Raw genomic sequence first — 17,066 nt, 5'->3', positions numbered from 1 at the left:
GTTATGGACCGGGGGAGTGCAACGGCTCGCTGGAGGACCTCGTCTCTACATCCTGCGCGGGACATCACCAGCCGTCGGACAAGATGGTTCTCATGGACCACGAGAGTGCGCGGCGTTCGGCCGCCTTCGTAGGACTGGCCACCCTGCCGATCGGGGCAGCGATCCTCCTCGCGCCGGAGCGGGTGGGCCGGGCGCTGAAGTTCGGGGACCACCCCGCCGCGCTTCGAGCGATCGGTGTCGCCGACCTGGCGCTCGTGCCCGGGTTGCTGGTGGGTCGCCGCAGACTGCCGTGGATGGCTGCTCGCGCCGGACTCAACGTGGCGATCGCGGCGTACTGCGTGAGCCTCGCCCGCAGTGAGGGCAACATCGGGCCGAAGATCGCGGCGTCAGCGCTGGCGGTCGCTACCGCTGCCGACGCCCGCACGATCCTTGCCCTGCGCGAAGGTGAGAGTCGCCGGCCCTGACGCTGTGACGTCGATCTGGGTGCGGATGCCGCGGCGGTAGGCCGAGGGCGAGACACCCAGGCGTGCGACGAAGGTGCGGCGGAGGGCCTCGGCGCTCGAGAACCCGGCATCGGAGGCCGCCTGCGCCACCGAGCGGCCGGCCTCCAGCCAGCTCCGAGCCAGATCGAAACGTACGCTGGCGGCGTACTCGGCTGGGCTCATCCCGACCTCGTCCTGAAAGAGGCGCGTGAGGTGGCGGGGGCTGATGCTGACGTGACGCGCCAGTGAGATGACGCTGTGCCGATACGACGGGTCCTGGGCGATGAGCTCGGTGATGACGCGCACCGGGCTCTCCGGCACGCCTACAGCGCGCAGGGGAGCGGAGAACTGGGTCTGTCCGCCCGAGCGCCGCAGGTAGACGAGAAGCCCCTGCGCAGCACGCCGGGCGGTTGCCGCGCCGAGGTCGTCCTCGACCAGGGCCAGCGCAAGGTCGATGCCGGCGGCGACGCCGGCGGACGTCGCGACGTGGCGATCGCGTACGAAGATCCGGTCCGGCTGCACGTCGATGAGGGGGAACCGACGTGCCAGGTCGTCGGTGAACTTCCAGTGGGTGGTCGCGCTGCGCCCGTCCAGCAGGCCGAGCTCCGCGAGCACGAACGCCCCGCTGCAGATCGACACGACACGTCTGGCCCGACCGGCCAGGGTCTGCGCCGCGGTGAGCAGCTCCTCGGTCACGAAGACCGACGGCGCACGCTCGCTGCCCGGGACGATGAGCGTGTCGAGCTGTGGGGCATCGGCTGCAGCAGCACTCACGGCGACACCGCCGCCGATCGACGAGGTCACCGCCGCACCCGAAGGCGAGAGCAGGACCACCTCGTACGCCTCTGTCGCCTGGTTGGCCTCCACGAAAACCTCGGCGGGACCGACATAGTCCAGCGCCTTCACGCCGTCGAACAGGAGGAACCCGATTCGTCGCCTCGTACCAGCCATCGACATCCTCTCTTAGTTATGGATTGAGTATTCCACAACTATGGTGATGAAGACCGGTAGATTCGGGGGATGGCCAGACCTCGGGAGATCTCAGTCACAGCGGTACGTGACGCAGCGCTCGACGTGTTCCGTGAGCATGGCTACGAGCGAACCTCCATGCATGACCTCGCCGAGCACACCGGCGCGGGCAACGGCAGCATCTACGCGGCGTTCGGGAGCAAGCGCGGCCTCTTCCTCGCAGCCCTCGAGGCGTACTGCGGCGGCCGGATCACCCTGACGACCGACGCCCTGGCGGGGGAGGACGGAGCCCGTGAAGCCGTACGCCGCTACCTGCTGCGCATCGCCGACGACTGCACCGCAGATCCGCGGCGCCTCGGATGCCTCATGGTGCGGTCGCTGGCAGAGCTCGCCGACCGCGACCCCGAGGTGGTCGGCATCTGCAGGCGGACCCTCGACGTGATGGAGGAGCGGATCGCGGCCCGCATCGGAACCGGCACCGGAGCGGGCACGCTGGCGCGGGAGATCCTGCTCTTCTCCCAGGCGCTGATCCAGGCCGGGACCACGGCGACCTCGCGGCGAGAGCTGCGCGAGTCGGCGAACGCCTACGTCGACCGGCTCGCCCTGGCCTGACGCGTCCGATTCCGAGGGATTCGCGGCCGATCCGGCAGGCGACTCAGGGCGATGCGGACGGCGACGATGGTGAAGTCCCCGCTGTACCGATCCAACAGGAGCACCATGCCCTTCTTCACCACGTCCGACGGCACCGACATCCACTACTCAGACTGGGGGACCGGTCAGCCGATCGTGTTCAGCCACGGCTGGCCCCTCAGCTCGGACGCCTGGTCGCTCGAGCGCAAGACGCTCGCCGACGCCGGCTACCGGGTGATCGCCCACGACCGCCGCGGCCACGGTAAGTCCGCCCAGCCCTGGCAGGGCAACGACATGGACACCTACGCGCGCGACCTCGCCGAGCTCGTCGAGCATCTCGACCTGCGCGACGCGGTGTTCGTCGGCCACTCGACCGGCGGGGGAGAGGTCGTACGTTGCGCGGCCCAGCACGGCAACGGACGCGTCGCCAAGGTCGTCACGATCGGTGCGGTCCCGCCGATCATGCTCCAGACCGAGGCGTACCCCGACGGGCTTCCGATCGACGTCTTCGACGGGATCCGGGCCGGCGTGCTCGCCGACCGCTCGAACTTCTACCGCGAGCTCGCGCCGTCGTTCTTCGGCTTCAACCGTGACGGCGTCGAGACGTCGCAGGGCGCGATCGACGACTTCTGGCGCCAGGGGATGCTCGCCGGGATCCAGGCGGCGTACGAGTGTGTCGCCGCCTTCTCCGCGACCGACTTCACCGAGGACCTGAAGGCTCTCGATGTGCCGATCTTCATCGCGCACGGCGACGACGACCAGATCGTGCCGATCGGGAACGCGGCGCTGAAGTCGATCGAGCTGGTCAAGGACGGCACGCTCAAGGTCTACCCGGGCGCTCCGCACGGGATCTTCGGTGCGTACCAGCAGGAGCTGATCCAGGACATCCTCGACTTCATCAAGAAGTGATCAAGGAGTGACTCCGTGGGTGCGGTGCCGCCTCGTGCGGTGCCGCACCCGTCCCTCGTCCTGGATCCAGGTTCAGCGGTCAGGGCGCGATGTTCTGGTTGTGGCTGAACAGGTTTCCCGGGTCGTAAGCCTGCTTGACCTTCCTGAGTCGCGCGTAGTTGCTGCCATAGGTGTCGGTGACGCGGCCCTGGTCGTCGTCGGACATGAAGTTCACGTACCCGCCTGCCTCGGAGTGCGGCGTGAGCGCGTCGGCGTAGTCGCGGACCCACGCGATGTTGGCGGCGTCGTCGGAGGCGTCCGGCCAGGCGGAGACGATCACCGTCGAGAACGTCGCGTGCCGGTAGGAGAACGCGGTGTCCGTCGCGCCGACACGGGAGGCGGCACCGTTGATCGAGTACAGGTGCATCGTCGAGCTCGCGTTCGGCGCCTTCGGGCCGTGGGCCAGGTGCACCTCGATCGCCTCGTCGGTCAGCTCGGTGACGTAGTTGCCCTTCCAGTAGCTGCGTACGCCACGGGGGAACAGGTCGTCGAACGCGCTGTTGAGCCACGGGTACGGCATGGGCGCGACCATCTCGCCGACGCGCGGCGCGAGGTCACGGAACGGCTGCATCGCCGCTTCGCCCTCCTCGGTCGGCCCGCTCCAGTGGACGACGGCGGCGCAGAACGTGTCACCGTGGCGGTCCTCCGGAAGGAAGGGGAGGGGAGGGGCCACCTGGAACGCCGGAAAGCCCCCGCAGCGCTCGTCGGCTTCGTTGACCCAGGTGCGGAAGAGCCGTAGCAGGTCGCCGGCGTGCTCCAGCTCGTAGAAGAAGAGTCCGACGACGACCTCGTCCACGGGATGCAGGTCGAACTCGAAGCTCGTGACGACCCCGAAGTTTCCGCTGCCTCCGCGGAGTGCCCAGAACAGGTCGGGGTTCTCGGACTCACTGGCGTGACGGAGCTGTCCGTCTGCGGTGACGACGTCGGCCGAGCGGAGGTTGTCGATCGAGAGACCGAAACCGCGCGTGAGGTATCCGATGCCGCCGCCGAGCGTGAGTCCGCCGACGCCCGTCGTCGACACGATCCCGCCAGGCACGGCGAGGCCGTGCGCATGGGTGGCTTCGTTGAGGTCGGCCAGGGTGGCGCCGCCACCCACGCGAGCGGTTCGCGCGGTGGCATCGACCTCGACGGAACGCATGGGGGACAGGTCGATGACCAAGCCGTCATCGATCGTGCCGTAACCGGGCGCGCTGTGTCCGCCTCCACGCACGGCCAGCGGAAGCCCGGCGTCGCGGGCGAAGTTCACCGCGGCGATGACGTCAGTGACGTTCGCGGCCGGTACGACGGCGGCCGGACGACGGTCGATCATCCCGTTCCAAACGGCTCGAGCCGTTTCGTAGTCTGGATCGTCGGGCGCGATGACCCGCGTCACTTGTTTGCGAAGTTCGTTGATGGATGTCATGACGCCAGCGTCATCCGCCGCAGTGGCGGCAACCATTCCGGCGACGCCACGTCATCGAGTTCCGGTACACGGGGGCGGTCGCGAGAGGGGACTCAAGGCGACGTCACTTGACATAATGTGCATTATCGGCGACTAAGTCATCGGTCGAAACAGGGAGCGTTAGGGTTCGCTGTGTGACTGAAGACTTCGACCCGACCGCGCACAACCGCGTCGCGTGGGACGAACTGGTCGACAACGACAACGAATGGTCTCGGCCGGTTGGTCCCGAGGTCATTGAGAAGGCACGTCAAGGCGACTGGTCGGTGGTGCTGATCGGTCACGAGCCGATCCCGCGTGATTGGTTCCCGTCCGAGCTGGCCGGTGCTCGGGTGCTCTGCCTTGCCTCCGGCGGTGGCCAGCAAGGTCCGGTCCTCGCGGCGGCAGGCGCCCGCGTGGCCGTGTTCGACAACTCGCCCAAGCAGCTGGCTCGCGATGACGAGGTGGCGGCTCGTGACGGGCTGGAGCTTCGTACAGTGCTCGGCGACATGCGCGACCTCGGTGTCTTCGACGACGCCAGCTTCGACCTCATCGTCAACCCGGTGTCGAACGTGTTCTGTCCCGACCTGACGCCGGTCTGGGAGGAAACGTTTCGGGTGCTGCGCCCCGGTGGGACGCTCATGGTCGGCTTCATGAACCCGGACGTCTACATCTTCGACGAGGTGGCACTCGACCGGCAGGAGCTGGTGGTGCGTCACCGGCTGCCGTTCAGCTCGCTCGACCTCTCGGAGGCCGACCGGATGCGCGCCTACGGAAGCGGCCCGATCGAGTACAGCCACTCGCTGACCGAGCAGATCGGCGGGCAGCTGGCGGCCGGGTTCGTCCTGACCCACCTCAGCGAAGCGCCGCACCACGCAGACGTCACGGCCCAGCACCTGTCCGCCTACATCGCAACCCGCGCGGTCAAGCCACACGAGTGAGCGCCGCGTTAGTCAGGCGGTGGCACAGCAGTCTCTCGCAGCACTGCGCGCGCCGGTGACAGCAGCACGGCGTCGCGCGTGTCGGCGGCTGTCGCCTTGACGTAGATCCCGGTGGTCTTGAGGTCCTCGTGACCGAGCAATCCCTGCACCGCAGGCACCGGTACGCCGGAACGGATCAGTCCCTTGGCCGCGCTGTGGCGAAACGCGTGCGCGGCTTCGCCAGGCTGCTTCGGGACGCCGGCGAGGCGGATCCAGGTCTCAACCAGGTGGTTGAGAGCGCCAGGTCGCAGCTGTTTGCCCGAGGTCAGCACGAACAGGCTGTCGGCCGCGTCGCGAGCGCCGAACCGGGCCTCCAGCTCGACCAGGTAGAGATCGACCGCATCGACGGCCTCGGGCGGCAGCGGCAGGTTGCGCTGCTTGTCGCCCTTGCCGATGACCCGCACCAGCGTCTCGCCGTCGGGTTCGCGCCGGATGGAGCCGATGGTGAGACCGCACAGTTCCGCGGCGCGTACGCCGGTGGTGACCAGCACCGCGAAGATCGCCCGGTCTCGAGCCGGCCAGCGGCGCCGGTCGGTGCCTTCGCGCGGGGTCGAAGCAACCCGTGCCAGGCGGCGGAGCTCGTCGATGCTCCAGCCGGCAGGCAGCCGGCTGGGCCGCTCGGGTGCCTCGATACGCAGCGTGGGATCCACCAGCAGGTGTCCCTCGAGCTGCAGCCAGTGGGTGAAGAGCCGCAGTGTGCCGACGCGGCGCTGACAGGTGGCAGCGGCCGAGCTCTCCCGCAGGGACCTGTAGGCGATGCGTACGTTCTGGTCGGTCAGCGCCGAGATCGGCACCAGCGCCAGAACGTGCGCGTCAGGCTCGCCGCCCGCGTCGACATGCAGCTGCCGTGCCCAGGCGGCGATGTCCTGCCGGTAGGCGTTGCGGGACTTGTCGTTGAGTCCACGGCGCGTGAGTGTCGCCCGGTCGGTCAGGAAGTCCTCGACGACATCGCCGAACATCACACCATCGTCAGGTACGCTCACATCCCCCGATATTACAGTCTTTTCGAACATTTCTGCGATAGGGGGTACTATCGCGGAATTTCGACGAGGTGGCAGACTCCAGCCGTGGCCGACACCGCTGTAACTCACCGCACCGAACACATCAACGGAATCGACCTGCACTGGGTGGAGTCAGGGCCGGCGGACGGCCGGCTCGTGATCCTGGTGCACGGGTTTCCGGAGTCCTGGTACTCCTGGCGCCACCAGATCGCCGCGCTCGCCGACGCGGGCTACCGGGCGGTCGCGATCGACGTCCGCGGCTACGGCGGCTCCTCGAAACCGGGTGCCATCGAGGACTATCGGATGCTGCGCCATGTCGGCGACAACGTCACCCTGGTGCACGCCCTGGGCGCGGAGACGGCCACCATCGTCGGGCACGACTGGGGTGCTCCCATCGCCTGGACAACGGCTCAGCTGAGGCCGGACGTCTTCACCGCCGTAGCCGGCCTGTCGGTGCCGTTCAGCCCCTCCGGACGCCGTCGGCCCACCGAGGCGATGGCGCAGGCCGGCGGTGACGACGAAGACTTCTACATCTCCTACTTCCAGACCCCGGGTGTCGTCGAGGCCGAGATCCTGCCTGACGTACGCCGCTGGCTGCTCGGCATCTACTACTCGATCTCGGGCGACGGCGTGCTCGCCGCCGGTGGGGATCCGCGCGGAGCGCTCGGGCTGGTGCCGCGCGGCGACCGGCTCTCGGACCAGTTCATCTACCCCACCGAGATGCCCGAGTGGCTGACCGAGGCCGATGTCGACTTCTACGCGCGCGAGTTCGCCGACTCCGACTTCTTCGGTCCGCTCGCGCGCTATCGCAACATCGACCGCGACTGGGAGGATCTCGCGGCCTTCAGCGACGTGCCGATCAAGGTGCCGTCGCTCTTCGTGGCAGGCGAGTACGACGGGCCGGCGATCACCGGCCGCCGCCAGATCGAACGCTTCGACCAGACCCTGCCGGGCCTCACTCGCTCGGTGGTGCTCCCCCGGTGTGGACACTGGGTCCAGCAGGAGCGCCCCGAGGAGACCAACCAGCTCCTGCTCGAGTTCCTGGCTAGCGCAGCGCCACGCTGATCGCCAGGGCGACGACGGCGAGCAGCGGGATGACGCCCTGCTTGAGAGCCGCGCTGCGCTTGTCGGGCGAGGAGATGAACAGCACTGCCGCGGCGGCTGCCATCGAGCCCGCTCCGGCGAAGACCAGAGCCGAGCCGACCGCTGCGGAGCACACTGGGTACAGAACGATGCCGACCGCGGTGACGATGGCGAGGAACAGGTTGTAGAAGCCCTGGTTGAAGGCCAGCTCCTTGGTCGCCTCGGCCTCCTCGGCGCCGATCCCGAACACCGCCCGCGTCTTCGGGCTCGTCCAGGTCAACGACTCCATGACGAAGATGTAGACGTGCACCAGGGCGGCCAGGGCGGCGAGCACCAATCCAGCAACGACCATCACAGACCTCTTCCGGGTTGGGTGCTCGAGCACCAGATGAGGCTGACCCTAACCGATCCTCAGAACCGAACCGGGAACACCTCGGTGCGCGCGACGGCCGCGTCGCGCTCGGCGCTGAGTGCCGTACGCCGCTCGTCGTTCATGTAGGCGTCCAGCGAGGCCTGGTCCGGGAACCGGAAGAGCTGGACCTCGTCGGGCTGCCCGGGCGCGTCGTCGGCGAACGCGCGGTGCACCACTTCGCCGCCGTGCTCCGAGATCAGCCTCAGGACACGGTCCTCGTAGGCGTGGAGGGCCTCGGCCTCTCCCCCGCGCGCCCACAGGAGACAGCACAGGCGGATCGAGTCTTCGGGTTCACCTGACATGACGGCCACCGTATCGAAGAGCCTCGCGCATGAACGCAGACGACATCGGGTACCTGCTCGCCATGACGAGCAACGTCCTGGACATGGTGGGGGCCACAGTCGTGGTGCTCCTTGTCCTGATGGTGCTCGCGGCCTCAGCCGGATTCCTGCTGGCGAGGCTGGAGAGACGGCGCGCACGCCGGATCCACCACGATCTCGTCGAGATGCGTGACCAGCCCGGCCGGCATCGCCGCTAGCGCAGCCGATCCCTCGGCTTCCCGGCACAGCTGATGCACGTGCGCGCCACCGGGCGCGCCTCGAGGCGGCCCTCGCCGATGGGTCGGCCACAGTTCTCACAGGTCCCGTACGTGCCGGCGTCCACGCGCTCCAGCGCCGCGTCGATCTCGGCGAGATGCTCGCGGGCCTGGCGTACGAGCGCTTGGACCTGGGACCGCTCGAAGGCGATCGTGGCGCCCTCGGGATCGTGCTCGTCGTCGGCGTTGGTGTCGCGCGAGGCCGCGACGACGGCGTCGAAGTCGTCGCTGAGGTCCGCCAGGCGCGTGAGCGTCTGGCGGCGCTCCGCCTCGAGCCGTTCGCGAGCCTGATCCATGTGGTCGACAGTAATTGGCATGGCGCCCGGGTGGTGATCGGGCGAGGATCGGTGGATGTCGCAGGTCTCGGCTGCCACTGCTTCGCCCGCACCGAGTCAAGGAGCGTTCCATGAACCGACGTCTACCGATAGCCGTAGCGATCGCGATGACTGCAATCACCGCGCTGCCCGCCACCGCGGCCGCGGCCTCCGACCCGCACCTCCCTGATACCTATGTCGTCTCCGAGGAACCCGGCTTCCAGCCGGAAGGCATCGAGGTCACCCCGAACGGCACCATCTACGTCTCGAGCATCGGCAACGGTGACGTGCTGCGCGGCCACGTGACGAGCACGCGGTTCGAGCGCTTCGCCTCCGGTGCCGCTGCAGGCCGTGCGCATGCGCTGGGGCTACACGCGGATTCGCATGGCCGGCTGTACGTCGCGGGGAAGACCCAGCTCGACGTCTACCGCGCCGACGGCACCCTGCTGACGACGCTGCATCCCGAGTCAGGACCGGTCGGCGAGCCGTACCTCAACGATCTCGTCATCACGCCGCACGCGGTCTACGTCACCGACTCCACGAACGCGGTGGTGTGGCGCGCACCGCTCGGGGACGAGGTCGGTCCGCTGGAACGATGGTTCGACGCACGCACGGTCGTGCCGGGGTTCCCTCCGGAGTTCATGTACCTCAACGGCATCGATGCCTCCGAGGACGGTGAGACGCTGCTCGTCTCGTCGCAGGGCCTCGAGAAGCTGATCCGGGTCGACGTTGCGGATCGCTCCGGTGAGCTGGTGGACCTCGGCGAACACAGCTTCGGACCCGATGGCATCGAGCTTCGCGGCACGACCCTCTACGCCGTCCTGAACTACGCGGCTCCGGGCGGCGCGCAGGGCCTGTACGTCGCCGAGCTCGACGAGACGCTGCGCCACGGTCAGGTGATCGCCTCCGCCGCCGAAGGGTTCGCGACCCCGACGACCCTGGCCGTGACGCGCGGCCGAGTCCTGGTCGTGAACAGCCAGATCGATGACGGAGCCGGCACTCCCCCGTACACGATCTCCGCGGTCGACGACCCCATCGCGGACTGACCTCAGCAGTCGAAGACCGACCAGCAGATCTCGTTGCGGATCCGCTGGTCGTCGAGGACGAGGTCGCGGATCGGGTCCGGGAGCTGCTCGCGCTGCCAGCGGCACTCCCGGCGCCCGGCCCCGATGGCCTCGCCGGGAGGAGCGGCGTCGCGTACGGCCTTGATGGCGTACGCCGCCGCGCCCAGGTCGTGGGCCGCGACATGGGCGACCACGCCGGCCTGTCCGGCGGCGTAGGCGGCATTGCGGGCGGCTCCGCGCAAGGGCCGGGCCGCGCCCATGGCGTGACCGCCGAGAGCGCGCGCCTCCATCATCTTCAGCTCACCGCGGGTCCAGGCACGCGCGGCCTCGATGGCCTCCCGTGGCCGCGGGTCGTCGGGGCACTCCGCCTCGAAGAGCGCGAGGACGTGCTCGGCGCAGGTCGCCGCCCACAGCGCGAGCAGATGATGATGGGCGTCGGTGAGGGTGCCGCCGCGGCGGATCGTGATCAGGCCCGGGTCGCGCTCCTTTGCCAGGATCATCGCTCTCCCCCGGCCTCGGGCCCGGTCTCGGGACGGTCCGGTCCGGGGCCGTCGGGATGGGTGAGGTCGTAGGCGGCGGAGACCTTCTTCGGGACGCACAGGCGCCAGGCGTCGACGACGAACTCACACGCCTCGACCGGGTCGAGCGCGGCCAGGGACGACTCCACCCAGTTGAATCGCATCTCCGACTCGCGGGGCAGCTGGAACTTGTCGGGCGCGCTGGCGACCAGCGCGGCACGCTCCTCCTTCGGGAAGCCGAACCCCATCTCGGTCTCGTCCAGGGAGAAGGCGACATAGACGATCGACCCGACCCGGAACTTCAGCCGGCCGCGTACGAAGACCTCGTAGGACCGCTCCAGGCTCGAGCCGAGCCAGCGCACGTCGTCCACGGTTGCCATGTCCGGAGCGTAGGCGCAGACTCCCCCGACGGCACCCGAGTTTCGCGCCCATCGGTGTCGACGGCGCGACATCATGGCCTCATGGCGGCGAAGGTGGATCTGAAGAAGACGCTCGACAGCTATCGGGCACGTCAGGGTGAGTTCCGGGTGCTCGAGGTGCCGCCACTCCCCTACCTGATGGTCGACGGCCACGGTGACCCCAACACTTCCCAGGAGTACGCCGATGCGCTCGCGGCGCTCTACCCGGTGGCGTACAAGCTGAAGTTCGCGAGCAAGAACGCGGGCCTCGACTACGTGGTGCCTCCGTTGGAGGCGCTGTGGTGGGCCGAGGACATGGACGCTTTCACCCGGGCACGCGACAAGTCGCTCTGGGACTGGACCGCGATGATCATGACGCCCGACTGGGTAACCGCACTTATGTTCGACGAGGCGGTCTCCAAGGTCGGTGCCAAGGACCGTCCAACGAGTCTGGGCAAGGTACGCCTGGAGACGCTCGCGGAAGGCACCTGCGTGCAGACGCTGCACATCGGGTCCTACGACGACGAGGGCCCGGTGCTCGAGGAGCTGCACGAGCGGTTCATCCCCGAGAACGGGCTGCGGATGACCGGGAAGCACCACGAGATCTATCTGGGCGATCCGCGGCGGGTGGAGCCCGCGAAGCTTCGGACGATCCTGCGTCAGCCGGTCGCCTCTTAGGCTTTGCGAATCTCGGTGTACAAGTGTGGACTGAAACCCTTGTCAGCGTGACGGCGCTCACATTACTCTTCAGTAACTCGGGACGCAGCGGTCCCGCCTACGTGAGGAAGTCCCCCATGGCTCAGCACGCATCGAGGCTGTTCGTGAAGCGTCCCGGCAAGCACGCCGTACGCACCCTGGTGACGGCTCTGGCCGTCGCCGCCGTCATGCCCGCCGCTCTGGCCGCGCCGGCCGCGGCCGCCGACCAGAGCACCGCCGTCGTCTCCCGTGGCGTCGAGATCCCGGAGTTCTACAACCCACCGGCAACGCTTCCTGACGCGGACGGTGCGCTCGTACGCACCGAGCCCCTCCCCCTCGGTGTCGGCCTCTCGATCCCGGGCATCGGCTCGCTGCCCGGCACCGCGACCCGAGTCATGTACAAGACGACCGACAACAACGGCGCCCCGGCCGCGGTGACCGGCGCCTACATCGAGCCGTTCGCGGCCTGGAGCGGTGCTGGCGACAGACCGCTCGTGGTCGTCGCTCCCGGCACGATGGGCCAGGGAGACCAGTGCTCGGCCTCGCTCGGCTTGGAGCGCCCGATCCTCTTCAACGGCAAGACCGTCTCGGTGGGCTACGAGGACATCGGGATCTACCGTCTCCTGGCACGCGGCGTGGCGGTGATGGTCACCGACTACGTCGGCCTGGGCACCACCGACCGGCTCCACACCTATGTCGACCGGGTCGACGGAGGTCATGCCGTCCTCGACGCCGCACGGGCAGCGCGCGAGGTTCCGGACGCATCGGTGACCGCCGGGTCTCGGGTCGCGCTCTATGGCTACAGCCAGGGCGGCGGCGCGACCGGGTCGGCCTCCGAGCTCGCTCCGACGTACGCTCCCGAGATCAACCTCGTCGGCGCCTACGTCGGCGCTCCGCCCGCCGACCTGCGTGCGACCGCGCTGGGCATCGACGGGTCGGCGCTGGTGGCGGCGCTGGCCTGGACCATCAACGGTCTCGCCCAGTCCAACCCGGAGCTGCGACCGATCCTGAACGAGAGCCTCAACGCGGCCGGCCACGCGGCGCTGGAGGACCTCTCGACGGCATGCGTCGCGGACGGGATCATCGGCTACCCGTTCCAGCGCAGCACCAGCTGGACAGCGACCGGTGAGAGCCTCGACGACATCATCGAGCGCGAGCCGGCGGTGCGGGCGATCATCTCCGAGCAGAAGCTCGGGCACCTCGCCCCGCGGATCCCGGTACGCCTGGCCACCGGCACCCAGGACGACATCGTCCCGCACGAGCAGTCTCGGCAGCTGGCCGTCGACTGGTGTGGTCGGGGAGCGAAGGTGACCTACCAGGCGGTCATCCTGCCCAACCTCGGTGACGGGCTGGTCACCAACCACGTCACCCCGCTGCTCGTCGACCAGACCGCCGCGATCAACTGGATCACCGACCGGGTCAAGGGCGTCGCAGCCGGATCCAACTGCGCGACGATGCCCGCTCAGCCCTGAGCTGCGCGTAGCCGCACGGACAGGCAGGTGACGCAGCCTTCGAGCTTCTCGAACTCGGAGATGTCGACCGGCACGACCGTGTAGCCGCGCTCCTCGAACATCGCTCTGCTCAGCGGTGCCGAGGCAGCCATCAGCAGCGTGTGGTCGTCAAGGACGACCACGTGGGAGCCCGATTCCTCCGGGACCGGCAGGAACCGGGCTCCCCACACGCTCGGGTCGTCGACCAGCGGCTCGTGGCCGATGACGGTGCCGTCGGGCAGCGCGGTGACGGCCGACTTGAGATGGAGCACCTTCGTGAGGGGGACGGCGACGACCTCGGCGCCCAGCGGTCCGAGCAGTGCCCGGAGCTGGGCGATCCCCTCGGCGTTCGTACGTCCGCCCTCCCCCACCCACACGGTGTCTCCGTGCTTGAGCACGTCGCCGCCGTCGAGAGTTCCGGGCGCCTCGATGCGGGCGATCCGGTAGCCCCGCGCGCGGACCGCGTCCTCGGCCGCGTCGATCTCCGGGCGCCGTTCCAGCGCACCCGGCCGGCTGATCACGGCCGTGTCGGCGAAGACGACCATCGTGTCCTCGACGAAGACCGAGTCCGGGCAGTCGTCGGCAGGATCGACCTCGTGGGTGGTCCAGCCGGCGGAGCGCATCGCGGCGACGTACGCCTTCCACTGCTCGTGGGCGAGGCCGACGTCGACCGGGCTCCGCTCGATGTGGGTGACGAGCCCCTCGGCGAGGCGGGGCGAGGGGCGGCGTACGAGAGCGTGCATGGGTGAAGTATCCCTACCCGATCCAGAACCGGAGCTCGTTGCCGAGCTGCTCGTCGAGCACGCCCCCGTTCTTCTCGATCACCCGCCGGGACGGCTCGTTGGAGGGGGCACAGGTGAGCAGGGCACGGGATACGCCGTGCTCACGAGCCTTCTCCAGGCCGAGCTCGAGCATCCGGGTCGCGTGGCCCTGGCGCCGCCAGGGGGCGACGACGTGGTAGCCGATGTGGCCGCCGTCGACGGCGAGCTCGGGGGTCAGCGTGTGGCGCACGACGAGGGTGCCGAGATAGTGCTCCTCTGAGACGTACCAGTAGACCGTCGACATCACGTCCCAGCGCTCCTTGTCGTGGTCCCGGGCGGCGACGAACGCGTCGAAGTCCTTGCTCGCCGGTCCGAGCCAGTCGGTGTCGGTGCCGCGCAGGAGGCAGTCGGCCTGTTCGCCGGTGAGATAGGAGGTGCGTACGGCCGTCGTCGGACGGACCAGACGAGGTGGTTCGCTGAGGGTGATCATCGCCGGCAAGGCAACCACACGGCATGCTCCGAACGCACCGGGTTTTGACTGGGACGGCGGCTAGATTGAGCACCATGAGCGAGGACGAGGGCCGCAGGATGTTCGAGCCGGAGTCATGGGAGGAGCGCTACGCCGGCGAGGAGAAGGTCTGGAGCGGCAACCCGAACCCCCAGCTCGTCGCCGAGGTCTCCGAGCTGACGCCCGGCACGGCGCTCGACGTCGGCTGCGGAGAGGGCGGCGACGTCATCTGGCTCGCGCAGCAGGGCTGGACGGTCACCGGCGCCGACTTCTCGGCCAACGGGCTGGCCCGGGCGAGGCGGCATGCCGAGGACGCCGGCGTCGCGGAGCGTACGTCCTGGTGGCAGGTCGATGCCCGCACGTTCGACGCCGACGGCCGGCGGTTCGACCTGGTCACCTGCCACTTCCTGCACACCCCGGACGGGAGCATGGTCGAGGTCGCCGGTCTCCTGGCCACCGCGGTCGCGCCCGGGGGCCACCTCCTCGTCGTCGGGCACGCGCCCTCCGAGGTCTTCGCGCGCCATGGCCATCACAACGCGATGTTCCTGGCCTCGGACCTGCTGCCCGGCCTCCCCGTCGGCTTCGAGCCGATCGTCGTCGAGCAGCGCCCGCGCTTGACCATCCGCGACGGCGTCCCGGTCCAGATCGACGACTCGACCCTGCTCGCCCGTCGAGTGAGCTAGATGACGACGCTGGACCCGGTCAGGAGACGGGATCGAGGTCTGGAAAGGACCAGGTGCCGTTGAGGATCTCCGGTCGGGGTCGGTACATGCGGACGGTGTAGTTCCAACCGTCCTCGATCGGAAGCGGGTTCACGTCGCTGCTGTCGCCACCGAAGGTCACGGTGATCGATCCGTCAGCGTTCCGTTCGCCGGAGACGCTGTTGACGTTGTAGGCGCCGAGGTCGTTCGGGTGGAGAAATCCGTCGGGGCCGTAGACGGTGATGGACCAGAATGCATCCACGGGCACGTCCTTGGCGGTGATCGTGTACCGACCCACGGGCAGCCCCGGCTCCCGGCTCACGTAGTAGGCCTCCTGCTCGGGCAGGCCGCCCCAACCACCAGCGGTGCCGAGGAAGTGGGCGTGCGGATCGGTGTCCTCCTTCTTGCCGAACATGCCGTGGGTGCCATGGAACCCCTGGGATGCTTCAGCCAAGGCGGAGGTACGCACCGCTGTGAACGAGTCCTCGTCGTAGCCGGGCAGTTCGAGCGGTTCGCTCGCCCGTGCAGTCAGGGCGAACCCGTCTTGGATCTGGTTCGCCTGAGCCACGTCCTCGGGGTCGGTGGCGTCAACCAGCACCCGCGCCGCCAACAGCACGTACGGGGTGTCGAACTCGTCGGTGGTCAGCTCGTACTCCCCGGGCTCGGTATAGACCCGGTTGATGTAGTGGTCCTGGTTCACCACCATCACCGTCATGTACCGATCACCGGCGTCGGGGATGGTCAGGGTCGCCCCAGCTGAGATGTTCGTGACGGCCGTGCTGTACAACGTGTCCCGGTTCGTCCGGATGACTGTCTGCTCATCGAGCGCCGCCGGTGCGCGGTAATGCTTCCAGACGTTCACCCCGCCTGCCTGCGACTGGATCCCCACGAGCATCCGATCGCTCTCGGCCCTGACGAAGTTGTCCTCGGTCACTGTGATCATTCCAGCCTCCATCTCCGAGCGCATGTGCGCGCGTAGAGATCATCGGCTTCGCCGAACCGTTCACCATCACCCGACCCGGGTGAGCTCCACTCGTCCTGGGATCTGGTTCTGATCCGCAGCCCTGACACGCTCGGTGGCGATTCAGTCCAAGCAGAAGACGTTTCCTTCGGGGTCTTCCATCACGATGAAGCCGAGACTCATCGGCGGGTCGGGCTCGAAGCGTCGAACTCGGGTGGCACCGATCGCGACGACGCGCTCGCACTCCGCCTCGAGCGCGGCCATCCGCTCCTCACCTTGCAGCCCTGGAGCAGCTCGGACGTCGAGATGCACGCGGTTCTTGGCGGTCTTCGACTCCGGCACCCGCTGGAAGAAGACCCGCGGACCGGTGCCTGCGGGATCCTCGATCGCCGAGGCGTTGTTGCGCTGGTCTTCCGGCACGCCGACGCGAGCGAGGAACTCGTCCCATGCATCCAGCGGGTCGCTGCCCTCGGGGACGTCGACCCCGGGTGGACCCGGGTGGACGTAACCCAGGACGTCACGCCAGAACGTGGAGAGCGCGCGTGGGTCGTGCGCGTCGAAGGTGACCTGGAAGGTGCGGGTCTCGAGTGCCATGGCTCCACCATGACACCGAAACAGGACGGTCGGCGTCCGCTATCGGCGGTGAGCAGGAGCGGGCAGCCCGAGGCCCCGGCGCTCCTCCATCCGCCCGGCGATCATGGGGACCACGATCGCGGCGGCGACGATGTGGGTCAGGCACAGGACGCCGACGAATGCCAGGTCGAACTCGAAGAACGGCAGCACGTCGGGGACCAGCGAGAGCCCGGTGAGCACGATCATGGTGATCTGGAAGGTCGAGCGGGGCATCGTGGCCACCCGGATCATCACCTCGGCGATGATGATGCCGATCAGCGAGCAGTAGATGGTGAGCATCGGGAACGCCGAGAGCGGAACGTCGCCCACGCTGCTCCCGAAGTCGACCCCCGCCGCCTTGGCGATCAAGGCCATCAGCGTCGTGACGACCGCGGCGATGGCCGTGGCCACCAGCCCGCGCGGCCACACCGACGCCGGACGCTCCCGTACGGGCGCGACCTCCACCGCGGGGGTCCGCCTGTGCTCGGGAAGGTAGAGGGTCATTCTCGGTGCTCCTTGATTGATG

The 17,066-nt window shown here is 68.7% G+C and carries 23 protein-coding genes; 10 read left to right on the top strand and 13 right to left on the bottom strand.

Annotated features, from left to right (window positions below; translation table 11 throughout):
• Window positions 1-92 precede the first annotated feature (92 nt).
• Window positions 93-464 (top strand): hypothetical protein, encoded by a 372-nt coding sequence (locus ACFX43_RS12215; RefSeq protein ID WP_378821097.1) that lies wholly within the window; start codon window positions 93-95, stop codon window positions 462-464.
• Here ACFX43_RS12215 and ACFX43_RS12210 read toward each other — a convergent pair.
• Window positions 387-1,433, bottom strand: a complete 1,047-nt coding sequence (locus ACFX43_RS12210) for a GlxA family transcriptional regulator (protein WP_378821095.1) — start codon at window positions 1,431-1,433, stop codon at window positions 387-389. The genes ACFX43_RS12215 and ACFX43_RS12210 overlap by 78 nt on opposite strands.
• Before the next feature lie 69 nt (window positions 1,434-1,502).
• Here ACFX43_RS12210 and ACFX43_RS12205 point away from each other — a divergent pair, with 69 nt between their 5' ends.
• Window positions 1,503-2,063 carry a TetR/AcrR family transcriptional regulator gene (locus tag ACFX43_RS12205; protein WP_378821092.1) on the top strand — a complete coding sequence of 187 codons (561 nt, stop codon included), beginning with the start codon at window positions 1,503-1,505 and terminating at the stop codon, window positions 2,061-2,063.
• A 105-nt stretch (window positions 2,064-2,168) separates the two neighbouring features.
• Window positions 2,169-2,990, top strand: a complete 822-nt coding sequence (locus ACFX43_RS12200; RefSeq protein ID WP_378821091.1) for an alpha/beta fold hydrolase — start codon at window positions 2,169-2,171, stop codon at window positions 2,988-2,990.
• A 79-nt stretch (window positions 2,991-3,069) separates the two neighbouring features.
• Here the strand turns inward: ACFX43_RS12200 and ACFX43_RS12195 are convergent, their stop codons facing one another.
• Window positions 3,070-4,338, bottom strand: coding sequence for an FAD-binding oxidoreductase (locus ACFX43_RS12195; RefSeq protein ID WP_378821089.1), 1,269 nt, complete (start codon window positions 4,336-4,338; stop codon window positions 3,070-3,072).
• Between the two features lie 266 nt (window positions 4,339-4,604).
• Here ACFX43_RS12195 and ACFX43_RS12190 point away from each other — a divergent pair, with 266 nt between their 5' ends.
• Window positions 4,605-5,387 carry a class I SAM-dependent methyltransferase gene (locus tag ACFX43_RS12190; RefSeq protein ID WP_378821087.1) on the top strand — a complete coding sequence of 261 codons (783 nt, stop codon included), beginning with the start codon at window positions 4,605-4,607 and terminating at the stop codon, window positions 5,385-5,387.
• 8 nt (window positions 5,388-5,395) lie between these two features.
• On the opposite strand, the gene ACFX43_RS12185 is transcribed toward ACFX43_RS12190, so the two are convergent.
• Window positions 5,396-6,409, bottom strand: coding sequence for a tyrosine-type recombinase/integrase (locus tag ACFX43_RS12185; protein ID WP_378821084.1), 1,014 nt, complete (start codon window positions 6,407-6,409; stop codon window positions 5,396-5,398).
• Window positions 6,410-6,493: 84 nt separating this feature from the next.
• On the opposite strand from ACFX43_RS12185, the gene ACFX43_RS12180 reads away from it, so the two are divergent.
• Window positions 6,494-7,492, top strand: coding sequence for an alpha/beta fold hydrolase (locus tag ACFX43_RS12180; RefSeq protein ID WP_378821082.1), 999 nt, complete (start codon window positions 6,494-6,496; stop codon window positions 7,490-7,492).
• Here ACFX43_RS12180 and ACFX43_RS12175 read toward each other — a convergent pair.
• Both ACFX43_RS12175 and ACFX43_RS12170 read right to left on the bottom strand, forming a co-directional pair.
• A complete protein-coding gene (locus ACFX43_RS12175) occupies window positions 7,473-7,895 on the bottom strand; it encodes a DUF1304 domain-containing protein (protein WP_378821079.1) in 423 nt (140 codons plus the stop codon). The genes ACFX43_RS12180 and ACFX43_RS12175 overlap by 20 nt on opposite strands.
• A 26-nt stretch (window positions 7,896-7,921) precedes the next feature.
• Window positions 7,922-8,224, bottom strand: coding sequence for a hypothetical protein (locus ACFX43_RS12170; protein WP_378821078.1), 303 nt, complete (start codon window positions 8,222-8,224; stop codon window positions 7,922-7,924).
• A 29-nt stretch (window positions 8,225-8,253) separates the two neighbouring features.
• Here ACFX43_RS12170 and ACFX43_RS12165 point away from each other — a divergent pair, with 29 nt between their 5' ends.
• Complete coding sequence (locus ACFX43_RS12165; protein WP_378821076.1) at window positions 8,254-8,460, top strand: hypothetical protein; 207 nt, start codon at window positions 8,254-8,256, stop codon at window positions 8,458-8,460.
• Here the strand turns inward: ACFX43_RS12165 and ACFX43_RS12160 are convergent.
• The gene (locus ACFX43_RS12160; protein ID WP_378821074.1) at window positions 8,457-8,813 is read right to left on the bottom strand and encodes a TraR/DksA family transcriptional regulator; all 357 of its coding nucleotides are present in this window, start codon (window positions 8,811-8,813) and stop codon (window positions 8,457-8,459) included. The genes ACFX43_RS12165 and ACFX43_RS12160 overlap by 4 nt on opposite strands.
• A gap of 110 nt (window positions 8,814-8,923) precedes the next feature.
• Here ACFX43_RS12160 and ACFX43_RS12155 point away from each other — a divergent pair, with 110 nt between their 5' ends.
• A complete protein-coding gene (locus ACFX43_RS12155) occupies window positions 8,924-9,877 on the top strand; it encodes an SMP-30/gluconolactonase/LRE family protein (RefSeq protein ID WP_378821073.1) in 954 nt (317 codons plus the stop codon).
• A gap of 2 nt (window positions 9,878-9,879) precedes the next feature.
• Here the strand turns inward: ACFX43_RS12155 and ACFX43_RS12150 are convergent, their stop codons facing one another.
• Together ACFX43_RS12150 and ACFX43_RS12145 are read right to left on the bottom strand one after the other, a co-directional pair.
• Window positions 9,880-10,395 (bottom strand): putative immunity protein, encoded by a 516-nt coding sequence (locus ACFX43_RS12150; protein WP_378821070.1) that lies wholly within the window; start codon window positions 10,393-10,395, stop codon window positions 9,880-9,882.
• Window positions 10,392-10,793, bottom strand: a complete 402-nt coding sequence (locus ACFX43_RS12145; RefSeq protein ID WP_378821068.1) for an MmcQ/YjbR family DNA-binding protein — start codon at window positions 10,791-10,793, stop codon at window positions 10,392-10,394. The genes ACFX43_RS12150 and ACFX43_RS12145 overlap by 4 nt, the downstream gene beginning before the upstream one ends.
• Before the next feature lie 81 nt (window positions 10,794-10,874).
• Here ACFX43_RS12145 and ACFX43_RS12140 point away from each other — a divergent pair, with 81 nt between their 5' ends.
• Both ACFX43_RS12140 and ACFX43_RS12135 read left to right on the top strand, forming a co-directional pair.
• The gene (locus ACFX43_RS12140; RefSeq protein WP_378821066.1) at window positions 10,875-11,489 is read left to right on the top strand and encodes a GyrI-like domain-containing protein; all 615 of its coding nucleotides are present in this window, start codon (window positions 10,875-10,877) and stop codon (window positions 11,487-11,489) included.
• A gap of 116 nt (window positions 11,490-11,605) precedes the next feature.
• Window positions 11,606-12,979, top strand: a complete 1,374-nt coding sequence (locus tag ACFX43_RS12135) for a lipase family protein (RefSeq protein WP_378821063.1) — start codon at window positions 11,606-11,608, stop codon at window positions 12,977-12,979.
• On the opposite strand, the gene ddaH is transcribed toward ACFX43_RS12135, so the two are convergent.
• On the bottom strand, window positions 12,970-13,740 hold the full coding sequence (gene ddaH / locus ACFX43_RS12130) for a dimethylargininase (protein ID WP_378821061.1): 771 nt from the start codon (window positions 13,738-13,740) through the stop codon (window positions 12,970-12,972). The two genes, ACFX43_RS12135 and ddaH, sit on opposite strands and share 10 nt — an antisense overlap.
• Before the next feature lie 13 nt (window positions 13,741-13,753).
• On the bottom strand, window positions 13,754-14,248 hold the full coding sequence (locus tag ACFX43_RS12125) for a GNAT family N-acetyltransferase (protein WP_378821058.1): 495 nt from the start codon (window positions 14,246-14,248) through the stop codon (window positions 13,754-13,756).
• A 74-nt stretch (window positions 14,249-14,322) separates the two neighbouring features.
• On the opposite strand from ACFX43_RS12125, the gene ACFX43_RS12120 reads away from it, so the two are divergent.
• Window positions 14,323-14,949 (top strand): class I SAM-dependent methyltransferase, encoded by a 627-nt coding sequence (locus ACFX43_RS12120; RefSeq protein WP_378821055.1) that lies wholly within the window; start codon window positions 14,323-14,325, stop codon window positions 14,947-14,949.
• 19 nt (window positions 14,950-14,968) lie between these two features.
• On the opposite strand, the gene ACFX43_RS12115 is transcribed toward ACFX43_RS12120, so the two are convergent.
• The 3 genes from ACFX43_RS12115 to ACFX43_RS12105 form a co-directional block, all read right to left on the bottom strand.
• Entirely contained in the window at window positions 14,969-15,910 is a 942-nt protein-coding gene (locus ACFX43_RS12115; protein ID WP_378821052.1) for a DUF1214 domain-containing protein, read from the bottom strand.
• Between the two features lie 141 nt (window positions 15,911-16,051).
• Complete coding sequence (locus ACFX43_RS12110) at window positions 16,052-16,522, bottom strand: VOC family protein (protein ID WP_378821050.1); 471 nt, start codon at window positions 16,520-16,522, stop codon at window positions 16,052-16,054.
• A gap of 39 nt (window positions 16,523-16,561) precedes the next feature.
• Window positions 16,562-17,044, bottom strand: coding sequence for a DUF6069 family protein (locus ACFX43_RS12105; RefSeq protein ID WP_378821048.1), 483 nt, complete (start codon window positions 17,042-17,044; stop codon window positions 16,562-16,564).
• Window positions 17,045-17,066 lie beyond the last annotated feature (22 nt).

Source organism: Nocardioides sp. YIM B13467 (assembly GCF_042788075.1).
In the GTDB taxonomy this organism is placed as follows: domain Bacteria; phylum Actinomycetota; class Actinomycetes; order Propionibacteriales; family Nocardioidaceae; genus Nocardioides.
The sequence above is the reverse complement of the archived record's forward strand: the minus strand, read 5'-3'. Positions and strand labels throughout refer to the sequence as shown.